This is a genomic window from Acetobacter zythi (assembly GCF_963921165.1).
GTDB lineage: Bacteria > Pseudomonadota > Alphaproteobacteria > Acetobacterales > Acetobacteraceae > Acetobacter.
This window is the reverse complement of record NZ_CAWUEO010000012.1, coordinates 67,273-92,897: the sequence shown is the minus strand read 5'-3', so window position 1 is coordinate 92,897 and position 25,625 is coordinate 67,273. Positions and strand designations below refer to the sequence as shown.

At 59.4% G+C, this 25,625-nt stretch carries 21 protein-coding genes; 8 read left to right on the top strand and 13 right to left on the bottom strand.

Annotated features, from left to right (window positions below):
* Nucleotides 1–32: 32 nt before the first annotated feature.
* Together AABE20_RS06110 and AABE20_RS06105 are read right to left on the bottom strand one after the other, a co-directional pair.
* Entirely contained in the window at nucleotides 33–1,646 is a 1,614-nt protein-coding gene (locus AABE20_RS06110; protein WP_338332270.1) for an inorganic phosphate transporter, read from the bottom strand.
* A 144-nt stretch (nucleotides 1,647–1,790) separates the two neighbouring features.
* The gene (locus tag AABE20_RS06105; RefSeq protein WP_338332269.1) at nucleotides 1,791–2,372 is read right to left on the bottom strand and encodes an LOG family protein; all 582 of its coding nucleotides are present in this window, start codon (nucleotides 2,370–2,372) and stop codon (nucleotides 1,791–1,793) included.
* A gap of 275 nt (nucleotides 2,373–2,647) precedes the next feature.
* Between AABE20_RS06105 and AABE20_RS06100 the strand changes: the two genes are divergently transcribed.
* Entirely contained in the window at nucleotides 2,648–3,943 is a 1,296-nt protein-coding gene (locus AABE20_RS06100; RefSeq protein WP_338332268.1) for a dicarboxylate/amino acid:cation symporter, read from the top strand.
* A 39-nt stretch (nucleotides 3,944–3,982) separates the two neighbouring features.
* On the opposite strand, the gene AABE20_RS06095 is transcribed toward AABE20_RS06100, so the two are convergent.
* The 3 genes from AABE20_RS06095 to AABE20_RS06085 all read right to left on the bottom strand — a co-directional run bounded on the left by AABE20_RS06095 (nucleotide 3,983) and on the right by AABE20_RS06085 (nucleotide 8,263).
* On the bottom strand, nucleotides 3,983–4,354 hold the full coding sequence (locus tag AABE20_RS06095) for a hypothetical protein (protein WP_338332267.1): 372 nt from the start codon (nucleotides 4,352–4,354) through the stop codon (nucleotides 3,983–3,985).
* Nucleotides 4,355–4,452: 98 nt separating this feature from the next.
* Nucleotides 4,453–5,832: an 8-oxoguanine deaminase gene (locus AABE20_RS06090; protein ID WP_338332266.1), complete on the bottom strand. Its 1,380-nt coding sequence runs from the start codon at nucleotides 5,830–5,832 to the stop codon at nucleotides 4,453–4,455.
* 49 nt (nucleotides 5,833–5,881) lie between these two features.
* Nucleotides 5,882–8,263 (bottom strand): TonB-dependent receptor domain-containing protein, encoded by a 2,382-nt coding sequence (locus AABE20_RS06085; protein WP_338332265.1) that lies wholly within the window; start codon nucleotides 8,261–8,263, stop codon nucleotides 5,882–5,884.
* Between the two features lie 347 nt (nucleotides 8,264–8,610).
* On the opposite strand from AABE20_RS06085, the gene AABE20_RS06080 reads away from it, so the two are divergent.
* The 6 genes from AABE20_RS06080 to AABE20_RS06055 all read left to right on the top strand — a co-directional run bounded on the left by AABE20_RS06080 (nucleotide 8,611) and on the right by AABE20_RS06055 (nucleotide 15,101).
* Nucleotides 8,611–9,918 carry an allantoate amidohydrolase gene (locus AABE20_RS06080; protein WP_338332601.1) on the top strand — a complete coding sequence of 436 codons (1,308 nt, stop codon included), beginning with the start codon at nucleotides 8,611–8,613 and terminating at the stop codon, nucleotides 9,916–9,918.
* A complete protein-coding gene (locus AABE20_RS06075) occupies nucleotides 9,915–11,141 on the top strand; it encodes a pyridoxal-phosphate-dependent aminotransferase family protein (protein WP_338332264.1) in 1,227 nt (408 codons plus the stop codon). The genes AABE20_RS06080 and AABE20_RS06075 overlap by 4 nt, the downstream gene beginning before the upstream one ends.
* Nucleotides 11,142–11,174: 33 nt before the next feature.
* Nucleotides 11,175–11,579, top strand: coding sequence for an oxalurate catabolism protein HpxZ (gene hpxZ, locus AABE20_RS06070; RefSeq protein ID WP_338332263.1), 405 nt, complete (start codon nucleotides 11,175–11,177; stop codon nucleotides 11,577–11,579).
* A gap of 15 nt (nucleotides 11,580–11,594) precedes the next feature.
* The gene (locus AABE20_RS06065; RefSeq protein ID WP_338332262.1) at nucleotides 11,595–11,783 is read left to right on the top strand and encodes a DUF4089 domain-containing protein; all 189 of its coding nucleotides are present in this window, start codon (nucleotides 11,595–11,597) and stop codon (nucleotides 11,781–11,783) included.
* The gene (locus tag AABE20_RS06060) at nucleotides 11,780–13,129 is read left to right on the top strand and encodes an AtzE family amidohydrolase (protein ID WP_338332261.1); all 1,350 of its coding nucleotides are present in this window, start codon (nucleotides 11,780–11,782) and stop codon (nucleotides 13,127–13,129) included. The genes AABE20_RS06065 and AABE20_RS06060 overlap by 4 nt, the downstream gene beginning before the upstream one ends.
* A gap of 97 nt (nucleotides 13,130–13,226) precedes the next feature.
* A complete protein-coding gene (locus tag AABE20_RS06055; RefSeq protein WP_338332260.1) occupies nucleotides 13,227–15,101 on the top strand; it encodes a CocE/NonD family hydrolase in 1,875 nt (624 codons plus the stop codon).
* On the opposite strand, the gene xdhC is transcribed toward AABE20_RS06055, so the two are convergent.
* The 8 genes from xdhC to AABE20_RS06015 all read right to left on the bottom strand — a co-directional run bounded on the left by xdhC (nucleotide 15,058) and on the right by AABE20_RS06015 (nucleotide 24,564).
* Entirely contained in the window at nucleotides 15,058–15,933 is an 876-nt protein-coding gene (xdhC, locus tag AABE20_RS06050) for a xanthine dehydrogenase accessory protein XdhC (protein ID WP_338332259.1), read from the bottom strand. The two genes, AABE20_RS06055 and xdhC, sit on opposite strands and share 44 nt — an antisense overlap.
* On the bottom strand, nucleotides 15,914–18,337 hold the full coding sequence (gene xdhB / locus AABE20_RS06045; RefSeq protein ID WP_338332258.1) for a xanthine dehydrogenase molybdopterin binding subunit: 2,424 nt from the start codon (nucleotides 18,335–18,337) through the stop codon (nucleotides 15,914–15,916). Before xdhB ends, xdhC begins: the two co-directional genes overlap by 20 nt.
* Nucleotides 18,330–19,835: a xanthine dehydrogenase small subunit gene (gene xdhA / locus AABE20_RS06040; RefSeq protein WP_338332257.1), complete on the bottom strand. Its 1,506-nt coding sequence runs from the start codon at nucleotides 19,833–19,835 to the stop codon at nucleotides 18,330–18,332. Before xdhA ends, xdhB begins: the two co-directional genes overlap by 8 nt.
* A 62-nt stretch (nucleotides 19,836–19,897) precedes the next feature.
* Nucleotides 19,898–21,358, bottom strand: a complete 1,461-nt coding sequence (locus tag AABE20_RS06035) for a nucleobase:cation symporter-2 family protein (RefSeq protein ID WP_338332256.1) — start codon at nucleotides 21,356–21,358, stop codon at nucleotides 19,898–19,900.
* 3 nt (nucleotides 21,359–21,361) lie between these two features.
* Nucleotides 21,362–21,694 carry a hydroxyisourate hydrolase gene (gene uraH, locus AABE20_RS06030; RefSeq protein ID WP_165991581.1) on the bottom strand — a complete coding sequence of 111 codons (333 nt, stop codon included), beginning with the start codon at nucleotides 21,692–21,694 and terminating at the stop codon, nucleotides 21,362–21,364.
* On the bottom strand, nucleotides 21,691–22,224 hold the full coding sequence (gene uraD, locus AABE20_RS06025; protein WP_338332255.1) for a 2-oxo-4-hydroxy-4-carboxy-5-ureidoimidazoline decarboxylase: 534 nt from the start codon (nucleotides 22,222–22,224) through the stop codon (nucleotides 21,691–21,693). Before uraD ends, uraH begins: the two co-directional genes overlap by 4 nt.
* A complete protein-coding gene (gene puuE, locus AABE20_RS06020; protein WP_338332254.1) occupies nucleotides 22,221–23,117 on the bottom strand; it encodes an allantoinase PuuE in 897 nt (298 codons plus the stop codon). The genes uraD and puuE overlap by 4 nt, the downstream gene beginning before the upstream one ends.
* A gap of 28 nt (nucleotides 23,118–23,145) precedes the next feature.
* Nucleotides 23,146–24,564, bottom strand: coding sequence for an NAD(P)-binding domain-containing protein (locus AABE20_RS06015; protein ID WP_338332253.1), 1,419 nt, complete (start codon nucleotides 24,562–24,564; stop codon nucleotides 23,146–23,148).
* Between the two features lie 151 nt (nucleotides 24,565–24,715).
* On the opposite strand from AABE20_RS06015, the gene AABE20_RS06010 reads away from it, so the two are divergent.
* A complete protein-coding gene (locus AABE20_RS06010; protein ID WP_338332252.1) occupies nucleotides 24,716–25,618 on the top strand; it encodes a LysR family transcriptional regulator in 903 nt (300 codons plus the stop codon).
* The last annotated feature ends 7 nt before the right edge of the window (nucleotides 25,619–25,625 follow it).

Here is a 25,625-nt window from a genome sequence, read left to right as displayed (position 1 = left end):
CGTGACAGAGCGCCACGCCAGACCGGAGGTTTTTAGAAGATGTGGCGGAACACCACATACAGCACGCCACTGATCAGCATGGCGGCAGGCAGGGTGGTAATCCATGCCATGCCCATGGCGCGCAGCGTGCCCCATTGCAGGCCACCGCCACCCGCAGCCATGGTGCCAGCAACACCACTGGAGAGGATGTGCGTGGTGGAAACCGGCAGGCCATAGCCTTCGGCCAGACCAATGGTGCCCATGGCGACAAACTCGGCGGAAGCGCCCTGAGCGTAGGTCAGGTGGCTTTTGCCAATTTTTTCGCCCACGGTCACAACAATGCGCTTCCAGCCCACCATGGTACCAAGGCCCAGAGCAAGCGCCACGGCAATTTTAACCCAGACAGGAATAAAGCGGGTGCCAGCGTTAAGCTGCTTCATGAACTTGGCGAGTTCACCATCTTCTTCAGCGGTAAAGGAGGTTGCCTTGCCCATGTTGTGAATGGCTTCGGCGACCAGATACATATCCGTACGCACGTTAGGCACGGATGCTGCGGGGATTTCGTGCAAGGAGTGATACCCGCTAACGGCCTGTGCAATGTCGGCCGAAAGAACGGACAGGGCTGCATACACTTCTGGGCGGGCAACAGACTTGACGCGCAGCGCATCAGTAACCTGCGCGCGGGCTTCTTCAGCCGTGGGCTGCTTGAGCATGGGCTGGGCGTGCACGTCAAACACGTGGGAAGCCTGCTGTGCTGTTTCCACAAAGCCGGGCATCATGCTGTCAGGCATGGCGCGGTTCAGAGCGTAAGCGGTAGGGGCGGCACCAATCAGGATCAGCATGATCAGGCCCATGCCCTTCTGCCCGTCATTGCTGCCGTGGAAGAAGGAAACACCCGTGCAGGTGCCAATCAAAAGGCCACGGATCCACAGCGGGGGTGGGGCATCGCCTTCAGGCGCACGGTAAAGGGCGGCATTGCGCACAACAACACGCAGCACCATGAACAGGCCAGCGGCAAGAATAAAGCCACACAGGGGGCTGAACAGCAGGGCGGAGAACACCTTTTTAACCTGCATCCAGTCCACGCCATACAGCGCGCTACCCGAGGGGGACATAAGCTGGTTTGCAAGGCCCACGCCCAGAATGGAACCAACCAGTGCGTGCGACGAACTGTTGGGAATACCAAGCGCCCATGTTGCCAGGTTCCACACAATGGCGGACAGCAGCAGGGCAAAGATCATGGCATGGCCAGCGCCACTGCCGACCTGTAGAATAAGCTCAACCGGCAGCAGCGTAACAACACTGTACGCCACAGCACCGGAGGAGGTGAGAACCCCAAGCAGGTTCCACATACCCGACCAGACCACCGCAACCAGTGGCGGCAGGCTGTTGGTGTAAATAACAGTTGCGACCGCATTGGCCGTATCGTGAAAACCATTCACGAATTCAAAGCCCAGAGCAATAAGCAACGCCAGAGCCAGCAGGGCGAAGGCCCCGGTTGCTATGCCACTGGTACCAACCGCGTGCAGGTCAGCCAGCACGCTGTAACCAACAAACGCCAGAGCTGCTGCAATCACTCCCAAAAAGAACATGCGGAAAGCCTGATGCTCTCCCTTACGCATATTCGGACGTCCTCCAACCGGAGAACTCAGCATTGTATCTGACATAAAAGCACCCTGCGCAGAAAAAGATGGGCGCAAGATAAAACTCTTTTTACTCAGGGTGCGTTAAGAAATTATGAAAGAAAAATCCCTTTCACATCAAGTATATAATCCACATTACGTTCGTATTAATGCGACACTGAAACAAAATTAGCGTTCATTCCGTGCAATCCATTTGGTCTCCTGCGGGGGGAGCCAGCGCGCCAGCCCGTCAAGCAGGTCATGGGGTGTCTGGCCCACCTGTAAAATGGCCCTGTGTGCCGGTTTGAGGAACCCTTCCTCCACCACATGGTCCAAAAATGTGCCCAAAGAACTGTAAAACCCGTTTACGTTCAGCACACCGCAGGGTTTGGCATGGTTGCCAAGCTGGGTCCATGTCCAGACCTCAAACAGTTCTTCAAGCGTGCCAATGCCACCGGGCAGGGCGATAAACGCATCGGACAGGTCCGCCATAAGGGCCTTGCGCTCGTGCATGGAGCCTACAACCCGCAGGTCTTCCAGCCCGTTATGCGCCACTTCGCGCGCCACCAGTGCTTGAGGAATAACACCCGTAACCTGCCCCCCACCGGCCAGCACGGCATTGGCCACCGCCCCCATAAGCCCGACCGATGCACCGCCATAAACCAGCCCAATGCCACGCTGCGCCATAAGCAGGCCAAGCTGCTCCGCCGCATGCAGGTAGGCCGCCCCACGTCCGGCACTTGAACCACAAAACACACAGATCCGTCGCACGTCTCTTTATTCCCCCATCACGTCTTTGCTGTTGCGTGCCCCCCCTTGCAGGTTTGCGCACAACGCCGCCCGCCACCCCATGATCGGGGCGTGAACACACAACAGTGTTGTTTTTTTCATGCCCCAAGTCAGGGGACAACCCTTTCCAAACTGCAACAAGTGGGAGTAGCCTACCCCCCTCTCACACAGAGAGGCTTGATATAACACAATAACTTTTCGCCAACGCCCATTGTGGACGCCAAAACAAGAACAATAAAAACAGAAAGATAACCAGCGTGCTTCCCTCTACAGCTCCCCTATCCAGCTCACATCAGCGGTTCCTTTATCTTCAGGTTCTGGTAGCCGTGGCGGCAGGTATTCTTGTCGGCGCACTGTTCCCGTCTGTTGCAACAATGCTCAAACCGTTGGGCGACGGGTTTGTCAAACTGATTAAAATGGTGATCGCACCGGTTATTTTTCTGACCGTCAGCACCGGTATTGCAGGCATGGCCGACCTTAAGCAGACGGGTCGGGTGGCGGGTAAGGCCATGCTGTATTTTTTATGTTTTTCCACACTGGCATTGGCTGTGGGCATGGTGGTGGCCAACATTGTGCGCCCCGGCGCAGGCATGCACATCCACCCGCAAAGTCTGGACAATACCGCAGTAGAGCAGTTTGTTCAGGCGGCCCACGGGCATTCCTTTACCGACTTTTTGCTCCAGATCATTCCCTCCACCACAGCGGGGGCTTTTACCTCGGGCGAGATTTTGCAAGTGCTGCTGGTGGCCATTCTGTTTGGCATCAGCATGGCGCAGATGGGGCAGGCGGGAGAAAATGTGCTCAACCTGTTCCGTAGCCTGACAGAAATGGTGTTTGGCGTGGTCCGGCTGGTTATGTATCTGGCCCCTGTTGGCGCATTTGGCGCCATGGCGTTTACCGTGGGCAAGTTTGGCCTTGGCTCCATTGTGCACCTGCTTGGGCTGGTGCTGACCTTTTACTTTACCGCGGGTGTGTTTGTGCTGGTTATTCTGGGCGTTGTGGCCCGTATGGCGGGGTTCAGCATCCTGCGGCTGCTGATGTTCCTTAAAGAGGAACTGCTGATTGTGCTGGGTACCAGCTCATCCGAATCAGCCCTGCCCGGCCTTATCAGCAAGCTGGAGCAGGCCGGGTGCAAGCCCGGTATTGTGGGGCTGGTGGTGCCAATGGGGTATTCCTTCAACCTTGATGGCACCAATATTTACATGACCCTTGCCGCCCTGTTTATTGCACAGGCCACAGACGTGCATCTGGGCTTTGGCGAGCAGTTGGCCCTGCTCCTTGTGGCCATGATCAGTTCCAAAGGGGCGGCAGGCGTTACGGGGGCGGGCTTTATTACACTGGCCGCCACCTTGTCCGTTGTGCCAAGTGTGCCCGTTGGCGGCATGGCGCTCATACTCGGTATTGACCGCTTTATGTCCGAATGCCGCTCGCTCACCAACCTTGTAGGCAATGCCGTGGCAACCATTGTGGTGGCACGGTGGGAAAACGCGCTGGATACGGAGCAACTCCACAAAACCCTGCACGCCCCCAAGGGCAACGCCCCTTCCGCCTGACCCTGCACCCCCAGAACGGGGGAACAGGTTGCTACGGGCTTAGTTTGAGGTTTCGGCTTTTTCCGCACCCGCTTTGTGGTGCGCGTGCTTGCCATGCGTGTGCTTGCCGGTCTGCCCGGCATGTGCGCCACTGGCAGGCTGCGCGGCATTTTCGGCTGAATTGGCGGGCTGGTCATTGGAGGGGGGCTGAGTGCCGGGCTGTTCGGCCTCTGTACGCGGGTTGTTCCACAGCTTCTGGGAGGGTTCTACCCACTTGCCGTTTTCATCCAGTGCCGCGGGTGGGGTCTGGCCGACCTGTGCTGCGGCGGACCCGGCCGTTGGGGCAGATGGGGGCGTGCTGTTCTCCTGCGCAAAGGCCGGTGTGGCCAGCAAAGTGGCGCCGAGCAGAAGGGTATAAAATCTGGCTGTCATGGTCGACCTCTCTTGTCATGTTGTCGCCTCCTTACAAAACGAGAGAGTTTTCCACGGGTTCCTTTATTTTATTGTGCCAGTTCGCAGCGGCGGGCCGGTCAGCCCGGTTCCCCCGCGCACAGGCGGGCGGCAAGCTGGTTATGCCGCCCCACCAGACCGTGCAGGTCCAGACGAGAAAAATATCCGTCCTGCACAAGCACATTCCCGTTCACCATACTCATGGAAACCTGCGTGGGTGAACAGAACACAAGGGCTGCCACCGGGTCGGTCTGGGCACCCGCATGGGCCAGACCGCGCACATCAAACGCCACAATATCGGCGGCCATCCCCACGGCAATCTGGCCGATATCATCACGCCCCAAAACGGCGGCACCTCCACGTGTGGCAAGGGCCAGCGCATCACGCGCGCTCATCATTCCCGGTGTTTGCGGGGTTTCTGGCAACAGGCGGGAGAGCAGCATGGCCTGCCGGGTCTCGCCCAGCAGGCTGGCTCCATCGTTGGAGGCCGAGCCATCCACCCCCAGCCCCACGCGCACACCGGCGGCCTGCATCTGCCGCACCGGAGCTATGCCCGATGCCAGCCGCATGTTGGAGCACGGGCAATGGGCAACCCCCGTATGCGTGCGGCCAAAGCGGGCCATGCCATCGGCGTCCAGTTTAACGCAGTGGGCATGCCACACATCTGGCCCGACCCAGCCCAGAGCCTCGGCATATTCTGCTGGGGTCTGGCCAAAGCGTTCGCGGCTGTAGCTGACATCATGATCATTTTCAGCCAGATGGGTGTGCAGCATGGTGCCTGTGGCGCGCGCCAGTTCCGCCATATCGCGCATGAGTTCACGGCTGACCGAAAAAGGTGAGCACGGCGCACCCGCAACCCGCAGCATGGCAAGGGGGGCGGGGTCATGGTACGTCTCGATCAGGCGTTGGGTATCGTGCAAAATATCGGCTTCGCGCTCCACCAGCGCATCGGGGGGGAGGCCGCCCTTGCTCTCGCCCACACTCATGGCCCCACGGCAGGCATGGAAGCGCATGCCCATGGCAAAGGCTGCCTCGATCTGGTCGTCCAGCCTGCATCCATTGGGAAAAATATAAAGGTGGTCACTTGTTGTGGTGCAGCCAGAAAGCAGCAGTTCGGCCATGGCCGTGCGGGTGGAAACCTGCACCATCTCGGGCGTAAGACCTGCCCATATGGGGTATAATGTTTTGAGCCAGCCAAACAGCGAGGCATCCTGCGCCTGCGGAATAACCCGTGTAAGGGACTGGTACATGTGGTGGTGGGTATTGACCATGCCCGGCAGCACCACATGGCCGCGCAGGTCTATAACATGCTCGGCACTGGGCGGGGGTTCATGCCCTCCCCCACCCAGCGCCACAATCTGCCGCCCTTCTACCAGAACCCACCCGTTTTCCAGTTCGGTGCGGGCATCATCCATACACACCAGTCTGGTTATGTTCGTGAGCAAAGTGCGGCGGGACATGCAAACTCCTGTCGCACCCGGCAAAAAACCGGGCGCGCTGGTGAACTGATCAGAAGGACGTGGAGACAGAACCGACCATGGTAAAGCGTGGTTCCACCATGAACGAGTTGCCGTAACCTGTGCTTGAGGCGCTACTGCCGCTCCATACCGGATTCACGTTTTTATCGCTCCCGCTATATACGGCCCCCATGGCGCCAGTACGGACAATGGACCCTGTCAGGTTGGTAAAGTTCAGCTTGAACGTAGGCGATTTAAGAAAGCCGAACGGTTTGAAGTGATACCCAAGCGAGAGTGTGTTTGTCACATACCCCGGAATACGCTGGTCATTGGCAATACTGACGGACTGCGGACCGGTGTAATGCACGGCACCGTTAGCAAAAAACCCTTTATAGGTATAGGTCAGACCAAAGTTAGCCATAACACGTGGCGCCATGATTGCCTGCGTGCCTTTGGAATGGATCATCGTGCTATTGTTGGGGTCCCATACATTGCTATCCTGCGTGGCATGCAAATACTCGACCGAGGCATAGGGGCTGAAGCCATGGTAGGACGTGCCTGCAATCATGAAGTCAAACCCACGCATGGTCTGGCTACCAATAGACATGGGGCTGAACTGGTTCATACCCATATACTGGTCAACAATGCGGTTACGCACATTGTAGTTGAACAAAGACATATCAATCATGACGTATTTGTTGTGGAAGCGGTAGCCTAGTTCTTCCTTAACAGAATACTGGTTTTTCAGCATGGATACATTTGTATGCATCCAGCCCATATCAGTTGCACTTGGCTGGCGGTAATCCCCTTCCGCATTCACATAAATCTGGTTGTTCTCGTTAATCTGGTAGCTGATGGACAACTGGGGCAGAGGCTCGGTCGTGTTGTTGCGCTTACTGTTATCCGCACCCGGAAGCATATTTTTACTGTCGCCACTCCAGCCCTTGTTCCATGCGTTGGACATAACAAACTTGAACCCTGCGTTAATCAACAGGCGGTCGTGCAGGTAACGCGACTGGTTCTGGATGAACAGGGAGTGCAGTTCATACCCTGCTGTTTGGCCATAAACCGGATTGTTAATGATATGCCCGGCCGCCGTGGGGCCAGAGGCGGCACCATTGGACAGGGTTGTCCCCAGCGGGTAGGACTGAATGGTCTGGTTATTTTCGTACCAGTAGCCAAAGCTTATGTGGTTATGGCGGTCAATATCATACCCCAGCTTGGCAACAGCACCGACCTGCCGGGCCTCGTTTTCCAAAAAGTAATTGGTCGTGTTGACACCATTGACGACCCCACCGGGGGAGGCATCCCAACCCTGCCCGAAGCTGAAATAGGGCTGGATGTCGAATGTCAGTTTTTTGGGCAGCACAATATGCACAGGAGCCGTCAGAAAAATCTGGTTCCAGTGGTCATTGTTGTTGCGCCAGTAGTTGACGTTTTTCGAATCGGCGGAGCGACCGTACCCTTCGCCTGTGCGCTTGTATTTATGAAACTGATCCGCAGTCGGGTAGTTGTCGATCACGAAATCTTCGGAGTTCCATGACAGGAACAGATGGGCGTTGGACCCGTTTTCCCAGTCCTTGCGTACGCCAAAGTCAATATGTTTGCGCTGGTTGGAGCCAGCACCCATCCAGCTCCGGTCATGCGTATTGGAGAAGGAGAAATAGCCCTTGATCCCGGTCTTGCCGATCTCGCCCGATTCCAGACGGATGAACTCGCGCGAGAGGTTGTTGGTGCCGTAGGAAAAATCGACCATACCGCCCATTTTGTCGGACGGCATATGGGTGCGCGAGTTCATGACCCCGCCTGCGGCGGACATAACAGGCAGGTCACGCGCGGCACTGCCGGGGGTCACGCTGACTTCGTCCAGGTTTTCCGAATCAATGTCTTCGGTCATGTATTTGGCGGCGGCTGCGGGGGCGCCATCCACCATAAGCGCCATATCAAGGTCCGTCAGCCCGCGGGACTGAATGGAACCACCCTGCATGCCCGATGCATCGGGGGTCATCACGTTCAGGCTGGGCAGGTTCTTGACCAGATCCAGCGGCGTGGAGGTGGGGCTGCGCATGTTAATGTACGCTTTGGTCACGGTCTGCACCGCGTGGGGGGCCACTTCCTGACGCATCATACCGCCACCGCCCGAACGGGCCGTGCGGTTGGATGCAACCGAAATTTCTTCCGCACCAGAAGCCTGAACCGAGGTGTTGGCGGGCTTGGCGTGCGTGTGCGCAGCCGATGCTTTGGCCGTGCTATGCCCTGCCTTGCCAACAACTGGTGCTTTCGGGTCGGTCGTGGCGGCAGAGGCCTGCCCCACGCCCTGAACACTGGCGCAAAAACCGGCAACACCAGCCAAACAGGTCAGGGTCGCAAGACGCTGCCGGTACGTCAGGGGCGAACTGACGGAACGGCGGATGGGAAAAAATCGGGAAGGCATGGCGTAGTCTCCCAAAAGCAGAAGCTGGAGCAGGGGTGAAAGCGGCGGGTGCAGGCATTATTGCGGTGAGTTACCCCTTGGAAATTGCCTAAGCGGGGGTGCTTTGCCGAAACTCTGCCCATAAACGATACGATTCCGATATATAATTACGAGTTCCCTTTCTCACAAAATAAAAAAAAGCACTTTCTCATTGCTTTTTTCAGCACGGGGGCTGCGCTCAATTTTGCAACGCGAAATTGCCTTTTTTGCTTTTGGGAGAACGGACCAAATCCGTCTATGATTGCCAGACCATATCCGCCACGTCTGGCACACCCCGATCAGGCTTTTGCGCACCAAGGACAAAACAAATCACCCCGACCCCGCCCCTCCCCCAAGGCCAGCCAGAGGCCCCCGTAGCGGACTCCCGCCCGGTCAACCGGTGTGACCACCTTGGCACACACCCGTTTTCCGACACGCAGGATGGCCTTTTTCGCGCGTATCTGTCCGATGCCTACGCAGCAACCTGCAAACAGGTCGCCCAGTGGATGCACGAGGCAGGCATGACCACCCGCACGGACGGCGCAGGCAACCTGATCGGCCGGTACGAAGGGCAAAAGCCCGGCGCGCCAGCCCTCCTTATTGGCTCGCATCTGGATACCGTGCGGAACGCGGGGCGGTATGACGGCACATTGGGCGTTATGCTGGGCATAGAAGCGGTGGCCCATTTTGCCGCCAAAGCCGAACGCCTGCCCTTTGCCATAGAGGTCATCGGTTTTGGGGATGAGGAAGGCTCCCGCTTTCCCGCCTCCATGCTCACCTCCCGCGCGGTGGCTGGCACGCTTGATGCACTGCCCCTTGGTGCGGTGGACGCCAATGGCGCCACTTTGCATGAGGTTCTGCACAAAAACGGGCTGGACCCCACACGTTATCTGGAATCCGCCTACAGGCCCGAACAGGTTGTGGCCTATATGGAGGCCCATATAGAGCAGGGCCCCGTGCTGGAAGCCGCCGATTTGAGCGTTGGCGTGGTCAGCGCCATTGCCGCACAATACCGCTTTAAGGTGAGCATACAGGGGGTGGCGGGCCACGCAGGCACCATGCCTATGTCCTTGCGCAAAGATGCACTGGCCGCAGCCGCAGAAGCCATGATGGCGATCGAACACATTGGAGCCGCTGGTCCTGCGGATCTGGTGGCCACAGTTGGCCAGTTGCATGTGGGGCCGGGGGCCAGCAATGTTGTGCCCGGCCAGACCACCTTTAGTCTGGACATCCGCGCTGGCACGGAACAGGTGCGTGATAAGGCCGCAACCGCAATTTGCGAAACCTTGCAAAACATTGCCGACAGACGCGGCGTGGGCCTGAGTATTGAACTCCAGAACGACCTGCCCGCCACCCCCTGCAACCCCGAGCTGACCGCGCAGCTGGCCGCATCCGTAACCCACATTACCGGGCAGGCCGCGCTCAGACTGGTCAGTGGTGCCGGGCATGACGCCATGGTCATGGCGGCTCTCACGCCGGTGTGCATGCTGTTCCTGCGTTGCCACCAGGGGATCAGCCACAACCCGGCAGAAGCCGTGCGGCATGATGACGTGCATACGGCCTTGCTGGTCATGTTGGATTTTATACGCACATTTGCCACCACCACAGCATACAAACCAACGGAGTTTTCTGCATGAATTCCACTTTTTTCCGGCAGATTGACCCACCCCAGCGGATGTTGATGGGCCCCGGCCCCATTAACGCGCACCCCCGTGTGCTGCGTGCCATGTCCGCTGACATGCTGGGCCAGTTCGACCCGGAAATGACAGAGTACATGAACGAAACCATGGCTCTGTACCGTCAGATTTTCATGACGCAGAACCAGTGGACCTTTCTGGTGGACGGCACGGCCCGTGCAGGTATTGAGGCAGCTCTGGTCTCGCTTGTGGAACCGGGCGATAAAATTCTGCTTGTGCGGGCGGGGCGCTTTGGCCTGCTGCTTTCCGAAATAGCAGAACGCATTGGCGCACAGATTTGCGCACTAGACCTGCCATGGGGCGAAGTAGCCACACTGGCGCAGATAGAAGACGCGCTTAAAATCCACAAACCCAAAGTGTTCGCCTGTATTCATGGCGACACCTCCACCACCATGGCCCAACCACTTGAAGGTGTGGGCGCACTTTGCCGCAAATACGGCGTACTCTCCTACACCGATGTTACGGCAACGCTGGGTGGCATGGCCATTAACACGGATGTGTGGGGGATTGATGTGGTCTCCGGCGGGTTGCAAAAATGCATGGGCGGGCCGCCGGGTTCCGCCCCCATCACCATATCCGACCGGGCGGCGGAACATATTATGGCCCGCCGCCATGTGGAGGCCGGAATCCGGGCGGAAGGGGCCACCAACGGCACCCGGGCGCGCATTTTGTCCAACTACTTCGATCTGGCCATGGTCATGGATTACTGGTCGGAAAAGCGCCTCAACCACCATACCGAGGCCACGACCATGCTCTACGGCGCGCGCGAGGCCGCATGTATTGTGCTGGAGGAAGGGCTGGAAGCGCGCTTTGCCCGCCACGCCCAATCCAGCGCCTGCCTGATTGCCGGGCTACGCGCCATGAACCTGCGCATTTTTGGCAATGACACACACCGCATGACCAACGTAACCGGCGTGTGGATTCCCGATGGGGTGGATGGCGAGGCCATACGCACCCGCATGCGTGATGATTTTGGCATAGAAATTGGCACCGCCTTCGGCCCGCTGGCAGGGCGCATCTGGCGCATTGGCACCATGGGGTACAATGCCGTCAAACATAAGGTGCTGCTGACCCTTGGCGCGCTGGAAGCCTGCCTTGCGGCACAGGGCCACCCCCTGCCCCGTGGGGCCGCAGTGGATGCCGCACTGGCGGAATGGCCATAACCCGCAGGCCACAGACAAAAGGACCGCACGCGCATGAAACTGGATGACGCCCGGACCATTCAGACACTCACACACTGCTCGGACCAGTACGAACACGCACTGGCCGAGAACGATGTTACCGCACTGGATGCCCTGTTCTGGCAGGGACCGCAGACCGTGCGTTACGGGGTGGGAGAAAACCTTTATGGTGCGGCAGAAATTGCCGCATTCCGCCGTAACCGCACGGGCGGTTCCCCCCCACGCACCATGCTGCGCCGCACCATAACCCCCATTGGCCCAGATGCGGGGGTTGTCAGTCTGGAGTTCCGCCGCATCGGCTCCACCCGCACGGGTCGGCAGATGCAAACATGGATCAACACCCCCAATGGCTGGAAAATTCTGGCGGCCCATGTGTCCATCATGGCCGAACAGCCAGAAACCGAACGGCCCACACTGTAAGGAAAGGAGCATGTCATGACCACGCCTCCCTTCTCTGATGAGGTTCTTGTTGCCGCCCGCGCGCAGGCCATGGAGCTTGACCTCCCCCCGGCCTGCGTTGCCGGTGTTATTGCCAACACACACGTCTTGCAAAACTATGCTGCCCTTGTCATGGATTTTGCACTCCCCGACACATGCGAACCAGCGGGGGATTATACACCATGACCCGCTTTGCAAGTGCGCTGGGCATTGCGCAGGACATCCGCAGTGGCAAACGCAGTGCCGCCTCCATTATGCAGGCCGTGCTGAGCACCATAAACCAAAATGACGCCGCCATTCACAGCGTAACCCACCTGTTTGCCCAACAGGCCATGGAACAGGCGCACGCGGTGGACGCCAAAGTGGCCCGCAAGGAAGACCTGCCCCCGCTGGCCGGTGTGCCATTTGGGGTTAAGGACCTGTTTGATATTCAGGGCCATGTCACCACCGCAGGGTCCATTGTGCTGCGCAATACGCCCCCTGCGGCACAGGATGCCGCCATTGTGGCCCGCCTGCGCGCCGCAGGAGCCATTCCGGTGGCAACGCTGAACATGGACGAATTTGCCTACGGTTTTGCAACCGATAACGCCCATTACGGCATTACCCGCAACCCGCATGACACAAGCCGTATGGCCGGTGGCTCCTCCGGCGGGTCGGCGGCGGCCGTTGCTGCGGGTTTTCTGCCACTCACTTTGGGAACAGATACAAACGGCTCCATCCGTGTTCCCGCATCGCTTTGCGGGGTGTGGGGGCTAAAACCCACCATAGGCCGCCTACCGCGCGCAGGAGCTTACCCTTTTTCCGCCAGTCTGGATGTTGTGGGGCATTTTGCCGGCACGCTGGATGACCTTATGACCGCTTTCTACATTATGGCGGGCAGTCCGGCAGAACCCGCCCCCCAGAACCTGCGCGCCGCATGCCTTGGCGGCTGGTTTGCTCAAAATCTCAGCCCTGCCCTTGCTGCCGCCATAGGCCGGGTCTGCCAGCACCTTGGGCTTTCGGGCACAGTAGAACTGCCACAGACACCAACGGCACGGGCGGCCTCGTTCCTTATTACTGCGGCAGAGGGTGGCACGCTCCACCTGCCCCGCCTACGCGCGGCAGCGGAGGAATACGACCCCGCAACCCGTGACCGGCTGTTGGCGGGCGCCATGCTGCCCGCCAGCACCTACGTGCAGGCCCAGCGTTTCCGCCGCTGGTTCCGCCAGCAGGTGCATGCCACATTTGAGCAGGTGGATGTGCTGATTGCCCCCGCCGTGATGTGCGAAGCCCCCCGGCTGGATGACCCAACCGTTATGGTGGATGGCAAACCCGCATCCGCCCGCGCCAATCTGGGCCTGTACACCCAGCCGATCAGCCTGCCGGGCCTGCCTGTGCTAAGCCTGCCACTCAGCAACACTGGCACCCTGCCACTGGGTCTGCAACTGATTGCAGCCCCCGGGCGCGAGGCCGCACTGTTCAGCCTTGCCCGCAAGCTTGAACAGGCAGGTCTTGCCGGGCGCTGCCCACTGGACGCACAACAGGCAGCCTGAAAAACGCCTGAAAGGATAATGTTGAAATAGAAGGTTGCTCTTTCGTCTGTTTACGGTCAACCATTTCGTTACCGACACATTGCACGAAAGAATGCCTATGCACCGGTTTCTGCTTTTTTTGGGTTGCGGGCTGGCCGCTCTTGCGGCCGGCCATGCCCACGCGGGCGTGTTGTCCGATAATATTGGACGTGGAAGTTGCGCAGTCAGCAAGCAAACCGATGTTGCAGTCACCATGCGCGATGGCGTTGTGCTGCGGGCGGATGTGTACACCCCCGCCACAAAGGACAAGGTGCCCGTTATTCTGATGCGCACACAGTATGGCAAGACTGGCGCGCAGACTGACCCATCCCGCTTCCAGTCGCCCGGCTGGTTTGCATCGCACTGCTATATTGTGGCGGTGCAGGACATTCGTGGCCAAGGCAAATCCGGTGGTGTGTTCTACGAGTATCGTAATGACCGCGATGACGGGTATGACACCGTGGAATGGGCAGCCCGCCTGCCCGGTTCCACCGGCAAGGTTGGCATGTATGGGTCTTCCTACGTTGGAGCAACCCAGTGGCTGGCCGCAACGGCCACCCCTCCCTCGCTCGCCACCATTGTGCCCTCCAACACCGGCTCGGATTACGGCGATGGCTGGACCTATGAGGATGGCGCCTTCCGTCTGGCTTTTATTGAACCGTGGATGATGGAGGACATTGCCTCCTCCGCGGCAGAAAACCGGGGGGACAAAAAACTGGCCGCAGAACTGGCCGCACAAGGGCACAATGCTGCGGTGCTGATGCGCCAGATCCCCTACGCCACGTTCACGCCCTTTACGGTGGACGGCAAAAATGTTGCCCCGTATTTTTACGATGCGGTCAACCACTCCACATCCGACGCCTACTGGAAAGAGTTCGACATCAAATCCCGCTATGCCAAGGTTACCGTACCCGTGCTGGCGTTTGATGGATGGTATGATTCCTTCCTGAGCGGCGCACTGGAAAACTTTAACGGCATGCAAACACAAGGTGGCTCGGCCACTGCGCGCGCCAACCAGCGGATTGTAATCGGGCCGTGGGACCACATTGGTTGGGGCCGCCCGGATTCCAGTGTCAGCCCACGGCTCAAGGCCATTGGCCCCGTAGCCAACAGCCCGGTCAACGAACTGATGCTCCTGTGGTTCGACCATGTTTTGAAAGGCATGGACAACGGTGTGCAGACCGGCCCGCGCGTGGACTACTTTACCATGGGCGAGAACCGCTGGCACAGCGCATCCTCCTGGCCCATTGCAGGAACACATTACCAAAAGTGGTATCTGGGCAGTGGCCGCAGCGCGTCCTCCGTTATGGGCGATGGCAGCCTGACACCTGACCAACAGGACAAGCACAGCAAAACAAAGACCGACACATTTGTTTACGACCCGCACAACCCCGTACCCAGCGTGGGGGGGCACTCCTGCTGTGAATGGAGCTTTGGCCCACAGGGGCAGTACGACCAGTCCCAGATTGAGCAGCGGCCTGACATACTGGTCTATACCAGCAAACCACTGGATACGCCCATGGCCGTAACCGGCCCGATTACAGTTGACCTGTTTGCCGCCTCCACCGCAACAGATACGGACTTTACCGCCAAACTGGTGGATGTTGCCCCCGATGGCACGGCCCTTAACCTGAACAACGGCATTCAGGTCGCACGCTTCCGCAAATCGCTCTCCACCCCGGAACTGATAACACCCGGAGAGGTGTACGAATACCGGATCAAGGTCTGGCCAACCAGTAACCTGTTTTTAACAGGTCACAGCATCCGGCTGGAAATTTCTTCCAGCGATTATCCGCAGTTCGCACCCAACCCCAATACGGGGGAAGTTTTTGGCCAGTCCGACCGCATGCTTGTTGCCACGCAAACCATTCTGCATGACCGCAGGCATCCCTCAGCGCTGATCCTGCCCGTTATCCCCGTAACACAAGGGGGGGATCATCCGCCTGCGTTGTAAATATCTGGTTCCGGGGTGTGGGGTGGAGCAGTTTTTCCACCACTTCCGCGGCAACAAGTGCGGCTATGACCTCTGGCCGTTTATCGCGCACACCCCGCTCACCTATAGGGCAGACCAACGCGGCCAGTTGCTCGGGGGTAACCCCGACTTCTGCCAGGGATTTTTCAAACCGCATACGTTTTGTGCGTGACCCTATAAGCCCCACATAAGCCAGACCGGGTTGCTGGAGAGCGGCTTCCACAATCAGTGCATCCAGCGTGTGCGATGGGGTCAGCACCAGCACACCCGCACCCGGCGGAGCGGTTGCCAGCACATCCTCCCATGCGGAGGTCACGCAGGCTTCCACCCCATCTGGCACACTGCCAAATTCATGCGCGCGCGGGTCCACCCAAACCAGCCGCAACGGCAGGGGGGCCAGCGCGTAGGCCAATGCCCGCCCCACATGCCCCGCCCCGAACAGGAACAGGCTTGGGCGCTCGGCACTGTGCTGCGCTATCTGCTGCTCAAGCTGGGTGCATAAGGGAGGGGTCAGCACCTCCAACCGCACGGCCACGCGGCCACCGCAGCACTGGCTGACATTGGCGCCACCCAGCACAATCTGCTGCTCGCGCAGGGCCTCGCCCGAGTGGAGCATGGCGCGGGCATGCTGCTCGCACGCCAGTTCCAAAGCCCCCCCACCCACCGTGCCCGCAACAACAGCGTGCCCTACCAGCATAAAGGCCCCTTCCTCACGCGGGGTGGAGCCACGGGTTAGCGTTACGCGTGCCACCACCAAAGGTTGGGGGGCCTGCCGCCACTGACTGAGCAGCGTATTAGGTGTGTACCTGCGCATGACCTACTCCACCTTTTGAGCGCAGGCGCTCGGCCACGCGCAAAATCTGTTCGGGCGTTGCCGGAGCGTTCAGCCCCGGGTAGGTACGGTATTCATCCACACTGGCCAGTGCATCGGAAATAGCATGCAATACTGCCAGACCATGCACAAAGGGGGGTTCACCCACCGCCTTGGAGCGGAAAATGGTCTCCTCCCTGTTAGGCAGGTTTTCCATGAGTTTGACATTAAAAATGCGAGGCCGGTCGGAGCAGGCGGGAATTTTGTAGGTGCTGGGCGCATGGGTGCGTAAACGGCCCGATGGGTCCCAGAACAGTTCCTCCATGGTCAACCAACCAGCCCCCTGCACAAATCCGCCTTCTATCTGCCCAATATCAATATCGGGGTTAAGGGAAAGCCCGGCATCGTGCAGAATATCCACCCGCTCCATACGGTTTTCGCCCGTTAGCAGGTCCACCGCAACCTCCGCGCAGGCCGCACCATACGCAAAGTAATAAAACGGGCGGCCGCGCCCGGTCGCACCATCCCACGAGATTTTGGGTGTTTTGTAAAACCCTGTGGAAGACAGGGAGATACGCGCCATATAGGCCGCATTGACCAGCGTTGCAAAAGGCACCAGCGTGCCCCCCATAGCAACGCCTTCAGCCGTAAAATGCACCTGTTCGGGCGGCACCTGCCATTTGGTGGCGGCAAAAGCGATCAGCCGGTCCTTGATGGTGCGCACCGCAGCCAGCACGGCCATGCCGTTCAGGTCCGCACCGCTGGAGGCGGCGGTAGCGGATGTGTTGGGCACCTTGCCGGTGGTGGTGGCGGTAATACGCACCCGGTCATGCGGCAACCCGAATTCGCGCATGGCAATCTGCACCATTTTGGTGTGCAGGCCCTGCCCCATTTCCGTGCCGCCATGGTTCACCTGCACCGAACCATCGGTGTACACATGCACCAGCGCCCCTGCCTGATTGAAGTGGGTGGCAGTAAAGGAAATACCAAATTTGACCGGGGTTAACGCAATACCGCGCCGTATGTGTGCGCTGGTCTTGTTGAACTCCCTGATCTGTGCGCGACGTTTGCGGTAATCACATTCCTGCGCCAGTTGGGTCATGACCTCCCCGGCAATGGAATCCTCCACGGTCATATGGTACGGGGTCAGGTTGCGTTCGGTCGTGCCATACACATTACGCAGGCGCACATCCAACGGGTCCAGACCGGTGGCGAAGGCGATTTCATCCATCACCCGTTCGGCTGCTGCGGCCCCCTGCGGGCCACCAAACCCACGGAACGCGGTGTTGGACTGCGTGTTGGTGCGCAACGGTATGGAACGCAGGCGCACATCGGGGTAGTAATAGGCGTTATCGGCATGGAACAGGGCGCGGTCGGTTACCGGGCCGGACAGGTCTGCCGACCAGCCACACCGCGCGGCCAGTTCCATGTCCACCCCCAGCACGTGGCCCTGCTCATCAAAACCCACGTCATAATCAATGACAAAATCATGGCGCTTGCCGGTGATCATCATGTCATCATCACGGTCAAGGCGGAGTTTAGCGGGGCGGCCTGTGCGGGCGGCGGCAAGGGCTGCAAGGCAGGCCACAATGTTGGCCTGTGTTTCCTTCCCGCCAAAACCACCGCCCATGCGCCGCACTTCCACGGTGACCAGATTGTTGGGGCAGCCCAGAACATGGGCCACCATGTGCTGGGTTTCGGTCGGGTGCTGGGTGGAGGAGCAGACGCGCATCTCCCCGTCCTCGCCCGGCCATGCAAGAGCTGCCTGCCCTTCCAGATAAAAATGCTCCTGCCCGCCAATGGTCAACTGGCCTGCAAGCCTGCGGGGAGCACTGGCCAATGCCTGCGGGGCGTTGCCGCGCGTCATTTCCAGCGAGCGGCAAACCAGAGCGCTCCCCTGCGCACGGGCCTGCTCTATATTCAGGACCGCAGGCAGGTCCTCGTATTCCACCTTTGCCAGAACGGCGGCGTGGCGGGCGGCGTGGCGGGTCTGGGCCACCACGGCAAACAGGGGCTGGCCGCAAAAAAACACGTGGTCTTCGGCCAGCAGGGGTTCATCCCCGGCCCCCACGGAGCTGATCTGGTTATGGTGTGCAATATCACGCGCCGTAAGCACACACACAACGCCGGGATAGGCCTGAACGGCCCCCAGATCCATGTTGACAATACGGGCATGGGCACGGCTGCTCAGCCCAAGGGCCACATGCACGGCATTGGGGGGGAGTGGCACATCATCCACATACCGGGCCTCGCCCGCCACGTGCAGGTGGGCACTTTCGTGCCGCAAGGAGGAGCACGCCCCTCCCGCCACCAGTGTGGGGTTATGGGAGGGCGTGGCACCCGGTTGGGCTTGGGCTTGGGCTTGGGCTTGGGCTTGCTGTGCTACCGTTTTTTGTGGGTCAACCATGCGCCACCTCCTGCCAGTTCTCTAATGTTTGGGAGTTGGACGGGTTGCCTGTCGCCCCTACAGCAAACAGACGGGCCAGCAGGTTGGCCGCAACCGTTGCGCGGTACCACGCACTGGCGCGCATATCCGACAGAGGAGTAAAATCCTCCTTTATGGCTGTCTGCGCGGCAAGCAGTGTAGCCTGTGTGCATGTTTGGCCCACCAGTGCGGCCTCCGCCCTTTTGGCGCGGCAGGGTATGCCCGCCATGCCACCATAGGCCAGACGAGCCTGCTCTATGGCGCCGTCCTCTGCCAGAACCAGCACAAACGCCCCCAGCACGGCTGAAATATCCTGATCAAAGCGTTTGGAAACCTTATACACCCCGCACACGCTGCGTGGTGGCAGCGGGGGAATAAGCACACCTTCTATGAACTCGCCCGGACGGATATCCTGCTTACCGTATTCCACAAAAAATGCTTCCAGCGGCACAACCCGGTGCTCCGGCCCACAGCGCAGGTGTAACTGCGCACCGGCTGCCATAAAAATGGGCGGACCATCACCAATAGGCGAGGCATTGCCAATATTGCCACATACCGTGGCGGCATTACGCACCTGTGTGGAGCCAATGCGCCGCAATGTATCTGCCGCGGCAGGCAGGTGGGCAACCAGATGGGGCATGGCCTCGGTGTAGGTAACACCAGCACCTATCCACAACGCGCCATCTGGGCGGGTATGGACCTTGTGCAGGTCCTGTGCCGTGCGCACGGCAATAATATGGGGGAGCTGGCGCAACCTTTTGGTCACCCACAACCCCACATCCGTGCCACCCGCCACCAGAACCGCCGCCGGGTCCTGCGCGTAGGCGCTGGCCAGCGCATCCACACTGGCGGGGAGCGTTACGCGCCCTTCGGGACTGTGCAGTTCCACCGTTTTGCCATCCTGCAGGGCGCGCAGGCGTGCGGTGAAGTCTGGCGTGCGCGCACTGATGGGTTCGCCGTGTTCAGCGCAGTAGGCTGCGGCTTTTTTCATGGCGCGCACAATGGGGGCGTAGCCCGTGCAGCGGCACAGATTGCCTGCCAGAGCCTCGTTTATCACGCGTTCGCCGTCCAGCGTGCCTTCAAGCTCCGCCAGATCCGCCCGCGTGGACAGCGCCACCATGGACATGACAAAACCGGGTGTGCAAAAACCGCATTGCGAACCATGTTCGTCCACCATGGCCTGCTGCACCGGGTGCAACTGGCCACCGGTCCCGCGCAGGTCCTCCACAGTTAAAAGCTGCGCGCCATCCAGCATCCACACCATATGGATGCAGGCATTGACCGCACGCCACACCAGTGCATCCTGCTCCAGCCGCCCGACCAGTACGGTGCAGGCTCCGCAATCGCCCTCGTTACACCCTTCCTTGGTGCCTGCGCGGTTTTGCTGGTCACGCAGCCAGTCCAGCAGGGTCATCTGTGGCGGCAGGTTGGACAGGGTGTGGAGTGTGTCCCCCACATAAAAGCGGATGTGCTGGCGCATGTGTGCCCTCCCGGCTTATGTTTTTATGCGTATCAGGCACAAAGTTTGCAAAATTATGGTAATCAGTCCGTAGGAACGGGTCCGACATGACCACTGGCGGCCTGCGGTTTGTCCTGCGCACCCACCACGTTCCAGACCGGTGTTTCCAGTATCACCGTATCCTGCTCCACCGTCTGCTCGGTGGAGCACAGATTGCCAAAGTTGAACACCAGATGCAGCACAATGGCGGACAGTGCGCCCAGCGTAATGCCACTCCCAAAAATAACCTGCATCCATGCGGGAAAATGGTCGGCAATATGCGGCTGGGCCGTCGCCAGCATGCTCAGCCCGATGCTGGTGCCCACAATAACCGTGTTGTTCAGGTTATCAAAATCCACTTTAACAAGGGTCTGAATACCCACAACGGCCACGGCGGCAAACATGGCCAGCGCCGCGCCCCCCAGTACGGGCAAGGGCACACTGGCAATAATGGCGGCAAGCTTGGGCAGGCAGCCAAGCCCCATCATAATAAATGCCGCCGCCACCACAACCCAGCGGCTGGTTACACGCGTCAGCCGCACAAGGCCCACATTCTCGGCAATGCAGGTGTAGGGGAAGGAGTTAAGCACCCCACCAATAATCGTTGCCAGACCATCCGCACGGATCGCGCGCGTAATATCGGTCGAGGTAATATCCTTTTTAACAATGGAGCCTGTGGCAAACACGTCTCCCGTGGTTTCCAGCATGGTAATAATCATAACCACCAGCATGGATAGCACAGGCACCACATGGAAGGTGGGCATACCAAAGTAAAAAGGCTGCGCAACCGTAACCCACGGGGCGGACAGCACACCACTAAAACTGGCATCCCCCAAAAACCATGCGGTCAACGTGCCCACAACCAGCCCGAACAGCACGGCAATACTGGCCACAAACCCCTTGAACATACGCTGGATAAACAAAATGGAGACCAGCGTGCCCAGCCCATACGCCACGTTGCGCATGTTAACCGGGTTTTGCATAACCCCCGTGCCCTGCCCGTTAACAATATCGTTCGCGGCCACCGGCAGCAGGGCCAGCCCGATAACCAGAATGACCGAGCCGGTCACCACGGGAGGGAAGAACTTGACCAGCCTGCCAAACCACGGTGCGGCCAGAAAGGTAAAGATCCCACCCGCAATGACCGCGCCAAAAATCTGGGGCAACCCCTGCACGCCCCCACCAGCCGCCACGCCAATGGCGATCATGGGGGTGACGGCCACAAAGGTAACCCCCTGCAACAGCGGCAGCTTGACCCCAATGTAACGCCCAAGCCCTGCGGACTGGATGAAGGAGGCAATGCCACAGGTAAACAGGTCCGCCTCGATCAGATGTTCAAGGGCGGCGCGGGGCAGGCCCATAGCACCTGCCAGCAGAACAGGCACAATAACGGCGGCTGCATAGAATGTAAGCACATGCTGCAGACCATAGAACCCGAGCTTCCATACCGGAAGCATCTGGTCCACGGGGTGAACGGCCTGTGGTGTTTTGCTGGCTGGTTGCATGGTTCAACTCCCCCTATAGGTCGAATAGGCGTATGGGGCGACCAGCAGGGGCACATGGGCATGCCCGCTGCCGCCAAGACCAAAACAGATTGGCACAATATTCAAAAAAGGTGGCTCGGCCAGCGGCGTGCCCTGCTGGCGAAAATACGCAGCCACTTCAAACTCAAGGCAGTATGCGCCTGCTTCGAGCTCCAGCGCCTTCAGCTCCGGGCAGCGGCCATCCGCATCGGTCTGCCCTTCGAACAGCACACCCGCAGCGCCACTCAGGCGTAACGCCACCCCCACCGCCGGACGCCCCGAAACCGTGTTGAGAACGTGGGTTGAAAGAGAGCTCATGCCACCACCTTATCGTGCAGACGTAATGCGGCTATTGCGTCAATCTGGTGCAGGGCCTCGGCCAGTTCGGCCTGTGGCGTGCTGGCCAGCCGCCGCTCCATTGCCTGAGCAATAACCTGTTTGGCATGCCCGCCCACCTTGCGCACGCAAATAACAAACGGCATGCCAAATTTTTGCGTGTACGCATCATTCAGTGCGCGAAAATGCGTGTATTCCTCTGGCGTTAACCGGTCCAGACCAGCCCCGCCCTGCTCCTGTGCGGAGGCTTTGGTCAGTCCCGGGTCCACCCCAAGGCGGTGCCCCAGCTCGGGGTGGGCGCGCACAAGAGCATACTGCATCGCCTGCTCCGCGGAACGCATGGCAGCGGAAAACGCCGCGCACATGCTGCCAAGGTCAGCAAAAGGGCGGCTCTTGGCTGCCGCAGCTGCAACCCATGGGGAGTGCTCGTAAACACTGCCAAACACCTCCACAAAGGCGGCATCGGGCATGGCGTTAACCTGCGCCAGAGTCAGTGTGTCAGGCGCGGTCATGCCGGGTGGACCTCAAGCCAGTGGCGGGCAATATCGGCCCGGGTCGCTACCCATGCATCGGCATGGGCGGCCACATGCTCCAAAAAGCGGGCCACAGCCAGTGCGCGCGCAGGTTTGCCCGCCAGACGGCAGTGCAGACCAATGGACATCATACGCCCCCCCTCACGGTAGAGCATGTCAAAAGTATCGCGCAGGTACTGGAAGAACTGCTCCCCCTCGGTAAAACCGTTCAGGGCGGCAAACTTCATGTCATTCACATCCAGTGTGTACGGCACAATCAGTTGGGGTTTGCCGTAACGCCGGTCGTAATAGGGCAGGTCGTCTGCGTAGGAATCCGCATCGTATAAAAACCCGCCTTCCTCCACCACCAGTCGGGCGGTGTTGGGGCTGGTGCGGCCCTGATACCACCCCATAGGGGGCGCGCCCGTTACCTGTGTGTGCAGGGCAATGGCCTCGCGCATGTGGGCGCGTTCCACATCCTCTGGCACGTTCTGGTAATCTATCCAGCGCAGGCCGTGGGTTGCGATTTCCCACCCTGCACTGTGCATGGCGGCAACTGCTGCGGGGTTGCGGGCAAGCGCCATGGCCACCCCAAAAACCGTAACCGGCACCCCAGCTTTTGCAAACAGGCGGTAAAGCCGCCAGAAACCCGCACGGCTGCCGTACTCATACAGGCTTTCCATCTGCATGCAGCGCGCACCCACTATGGAACTGGTGCCCACCATTTCGGACAAAAAGGCCTCGGACCCGCGATCCTTGTGAAGGACGCAGTTTTCCGCGCCCTCCTCGTAGTTAATCACAAACTGCACGGCTATGCGCGCGCCACCGGGCCACTGTGCATCTGGCGGGGTGGCGCCATAACCGATCATGTCACGCGGGTATGTCTGGTTCATTTTTATCCCGTTTTACGCTTGTTTTTTCTCAGACCTGCTCGGGCGGGTCAAAGCTGGTCAGTTCGTCCACATTATAGTCCAGCAGGCTTTGCAGGTGCAGTGCCCCGTCCTCCACAAACAGGCTACGGCCAATGCAGGTGGTCAGCTTTTCCACCCCAAAGCGCATGCCGCTGATGGTGGCCCCGGCAAGCCCCATGCTGGGCATGGCAGAGAAGGTAAAGTTGTAGATGCACTGCATCATGGGAGCGAGCGGGTCGCCTGCTTCAAGCGGCTGGAACTGGAACGCGTTGCTCAGGTACGGGTGGCTCCCCAACAGTGCGCTCTGCTCATCCGCGGGGGCTTCAAACCGGTCTTTCCAGAGGGCAATACGGCTGGAAATACGCGCAAGTTCGGGCCGCTTGGTCAGGTCGATAATAAAGCCCGTGCCAATGATCAGGAAGTCAAACTCCATCTCACCTTTGGGGGTGGTCACCACTACGGCCCCGTTTTCCTCCCGCACGGCGGTCCATGGGGTGCCGGGGTGGTAGGCAAAATTGGTGTGCTGGCGGCAACGCCAGAATGTGTCCTGCGGGGGCGGCTGGTTCAGGTCGTAAATCTTGTACATAAAGCGCCAGCGCAGCAGGTCCGACAGATCGGCCAGATAGCTCAGGAAGCCCGCATTTTCCATCCAGCGATACGGGTTGACTGTGGGGATCTGCTTACGGCGTAGGCACAGGTCCACGCTGGCGGCACCATGTTCGAGCACGGTTGCCGCGTTATCAAACGCAGAGGCCCCGGCCCCCAGCACACCAATGCGCTTGCCACGCAGGGATTCAAAATCAATCTGCTCGCAGGTATGGGCATACCGGCTTTTGGGCAGACCTTGTTTGATAAAGTCGGGCACATGCCATGCGCCACCCCCCTCAATACCGGTTGCCAGCACCGCGCGCCGCGCCCACACAACATGGGCCGCCCCCTCCGTGCCGGTAAAGGTCAGCTTGAGCAGGCCATCCTCCCACGCAATATCGGTCAGGCGCTGTTCGTTACGGACGGGCAGTTCCAGCACATCGCGCAGCCATTTCAGGTAATCCTGCCAGTCATGACGGGAGATTTTATCCAGATCACGCCAGGCCTGCTCGCCGTATTTTGCCTCAAACCAGGACTGCGGGGTCAGGCTGGGAATGCCAAGGTCCGGCCCGGTCACATGCTTGGGTGTGCGCAGGGTGATCATGCGCGCAAAGGTGACCCACGGCCCTTCCTCCCCCTGTGGGGCCATATCAAAAATACAGGTGTTGGTGACACCGCGCCGCCGCAGCCCAAAGCATGTGGCAAGCCCGCCCTGCCCGCCGCCAATAATGGCAACGTCCAGCACATCCTGACCGTTGTGCTGGTGAGGAACGCACCAGTTGCCCGAGGCAAACTCGATTTTGGCAAGATCGTCCCGGACGCGTTTGTTTAGCTGTTCCATACCCATTTATCAGTCCACATTATGCAGATCGGGAATCCTGCGTGGTTCCTGATCGCGCCAAATAAAATCAGACTTACTGTTTCACACACGTATCGTTCTTGTATATGACTTAATTCAGCATGGTGCGTTCGCAAAAAGAGAGCAAAAGCTGATGCCCGTTTTTTCCCGCTTCCTCCGTTATTTCATGGCTGTGGCGCAGCATGGCTCCATTCGCAAAGCCTCGGACGAGTTGCATATTGCCGCATCCGCCATAGACCGGCAGGTGTTGCAGGGCGAAAAAATGCTGGGCACCCAACTGTTCGAACGCCTGCCATCGGGCCTGCGCCTGACCACGGCGGGGGAGCTGCTCCTGACCTCCTGCCGCCGCTGGTCGCGCGACCTGAACGCGCTGCAAACCCAGCTTGATAACCTTAAAGGTCTGCGCCAGGGGTCAACGGATATTTTAATCCCCGATGCCCTGACCAAAGGGTTCCTGCCAACCCTGCTGGGCAAGCTGCGCCAGACACACCCCGGCATTATGGTGAGCGTACACGTGCGCAAAAGCCACGATATGGGGGAACTGCTGGTGAAAGGCCATGCGGACTTCGCGCTCATGTTCAACCCCGGCCACATGCGCGAATTAACAGTACGCACCCACAAGGAAATTCCACTGGGCTTTGTCTGCCTTCCCTCGCACGAGATAGCGGAACTGGACGAGGCACGGTTCAGCCTTTCTGCGGAATACCCCATGATTGTACCCGCACCCCCGCTGGCCCTGTGGCGGCCCATTGGCGTGCTGGAAGCCGAAACAGGGGTCAAGGTCGCAACCGTGGCCAAGGCCGACAATATTCAGATGATCAAATCCATGGTGCTCGAAGGTGCCGGAGTGGGGATTCTGAGCTACCTTGATGCGTATGACGAGGTGCAGAAAGGCCAACTGGCCTTTACCCCCATTACCAACCGCAAACTGCCCCCGCTCACACTGGCCCTGTGCGTGGACCGCTCGCGCCAGCTTTCCACCGCGGCGCGGTTTATTATTACCGAAATTGAAAACTTTTTTGCCGAACAGTTCTAACGGCCCG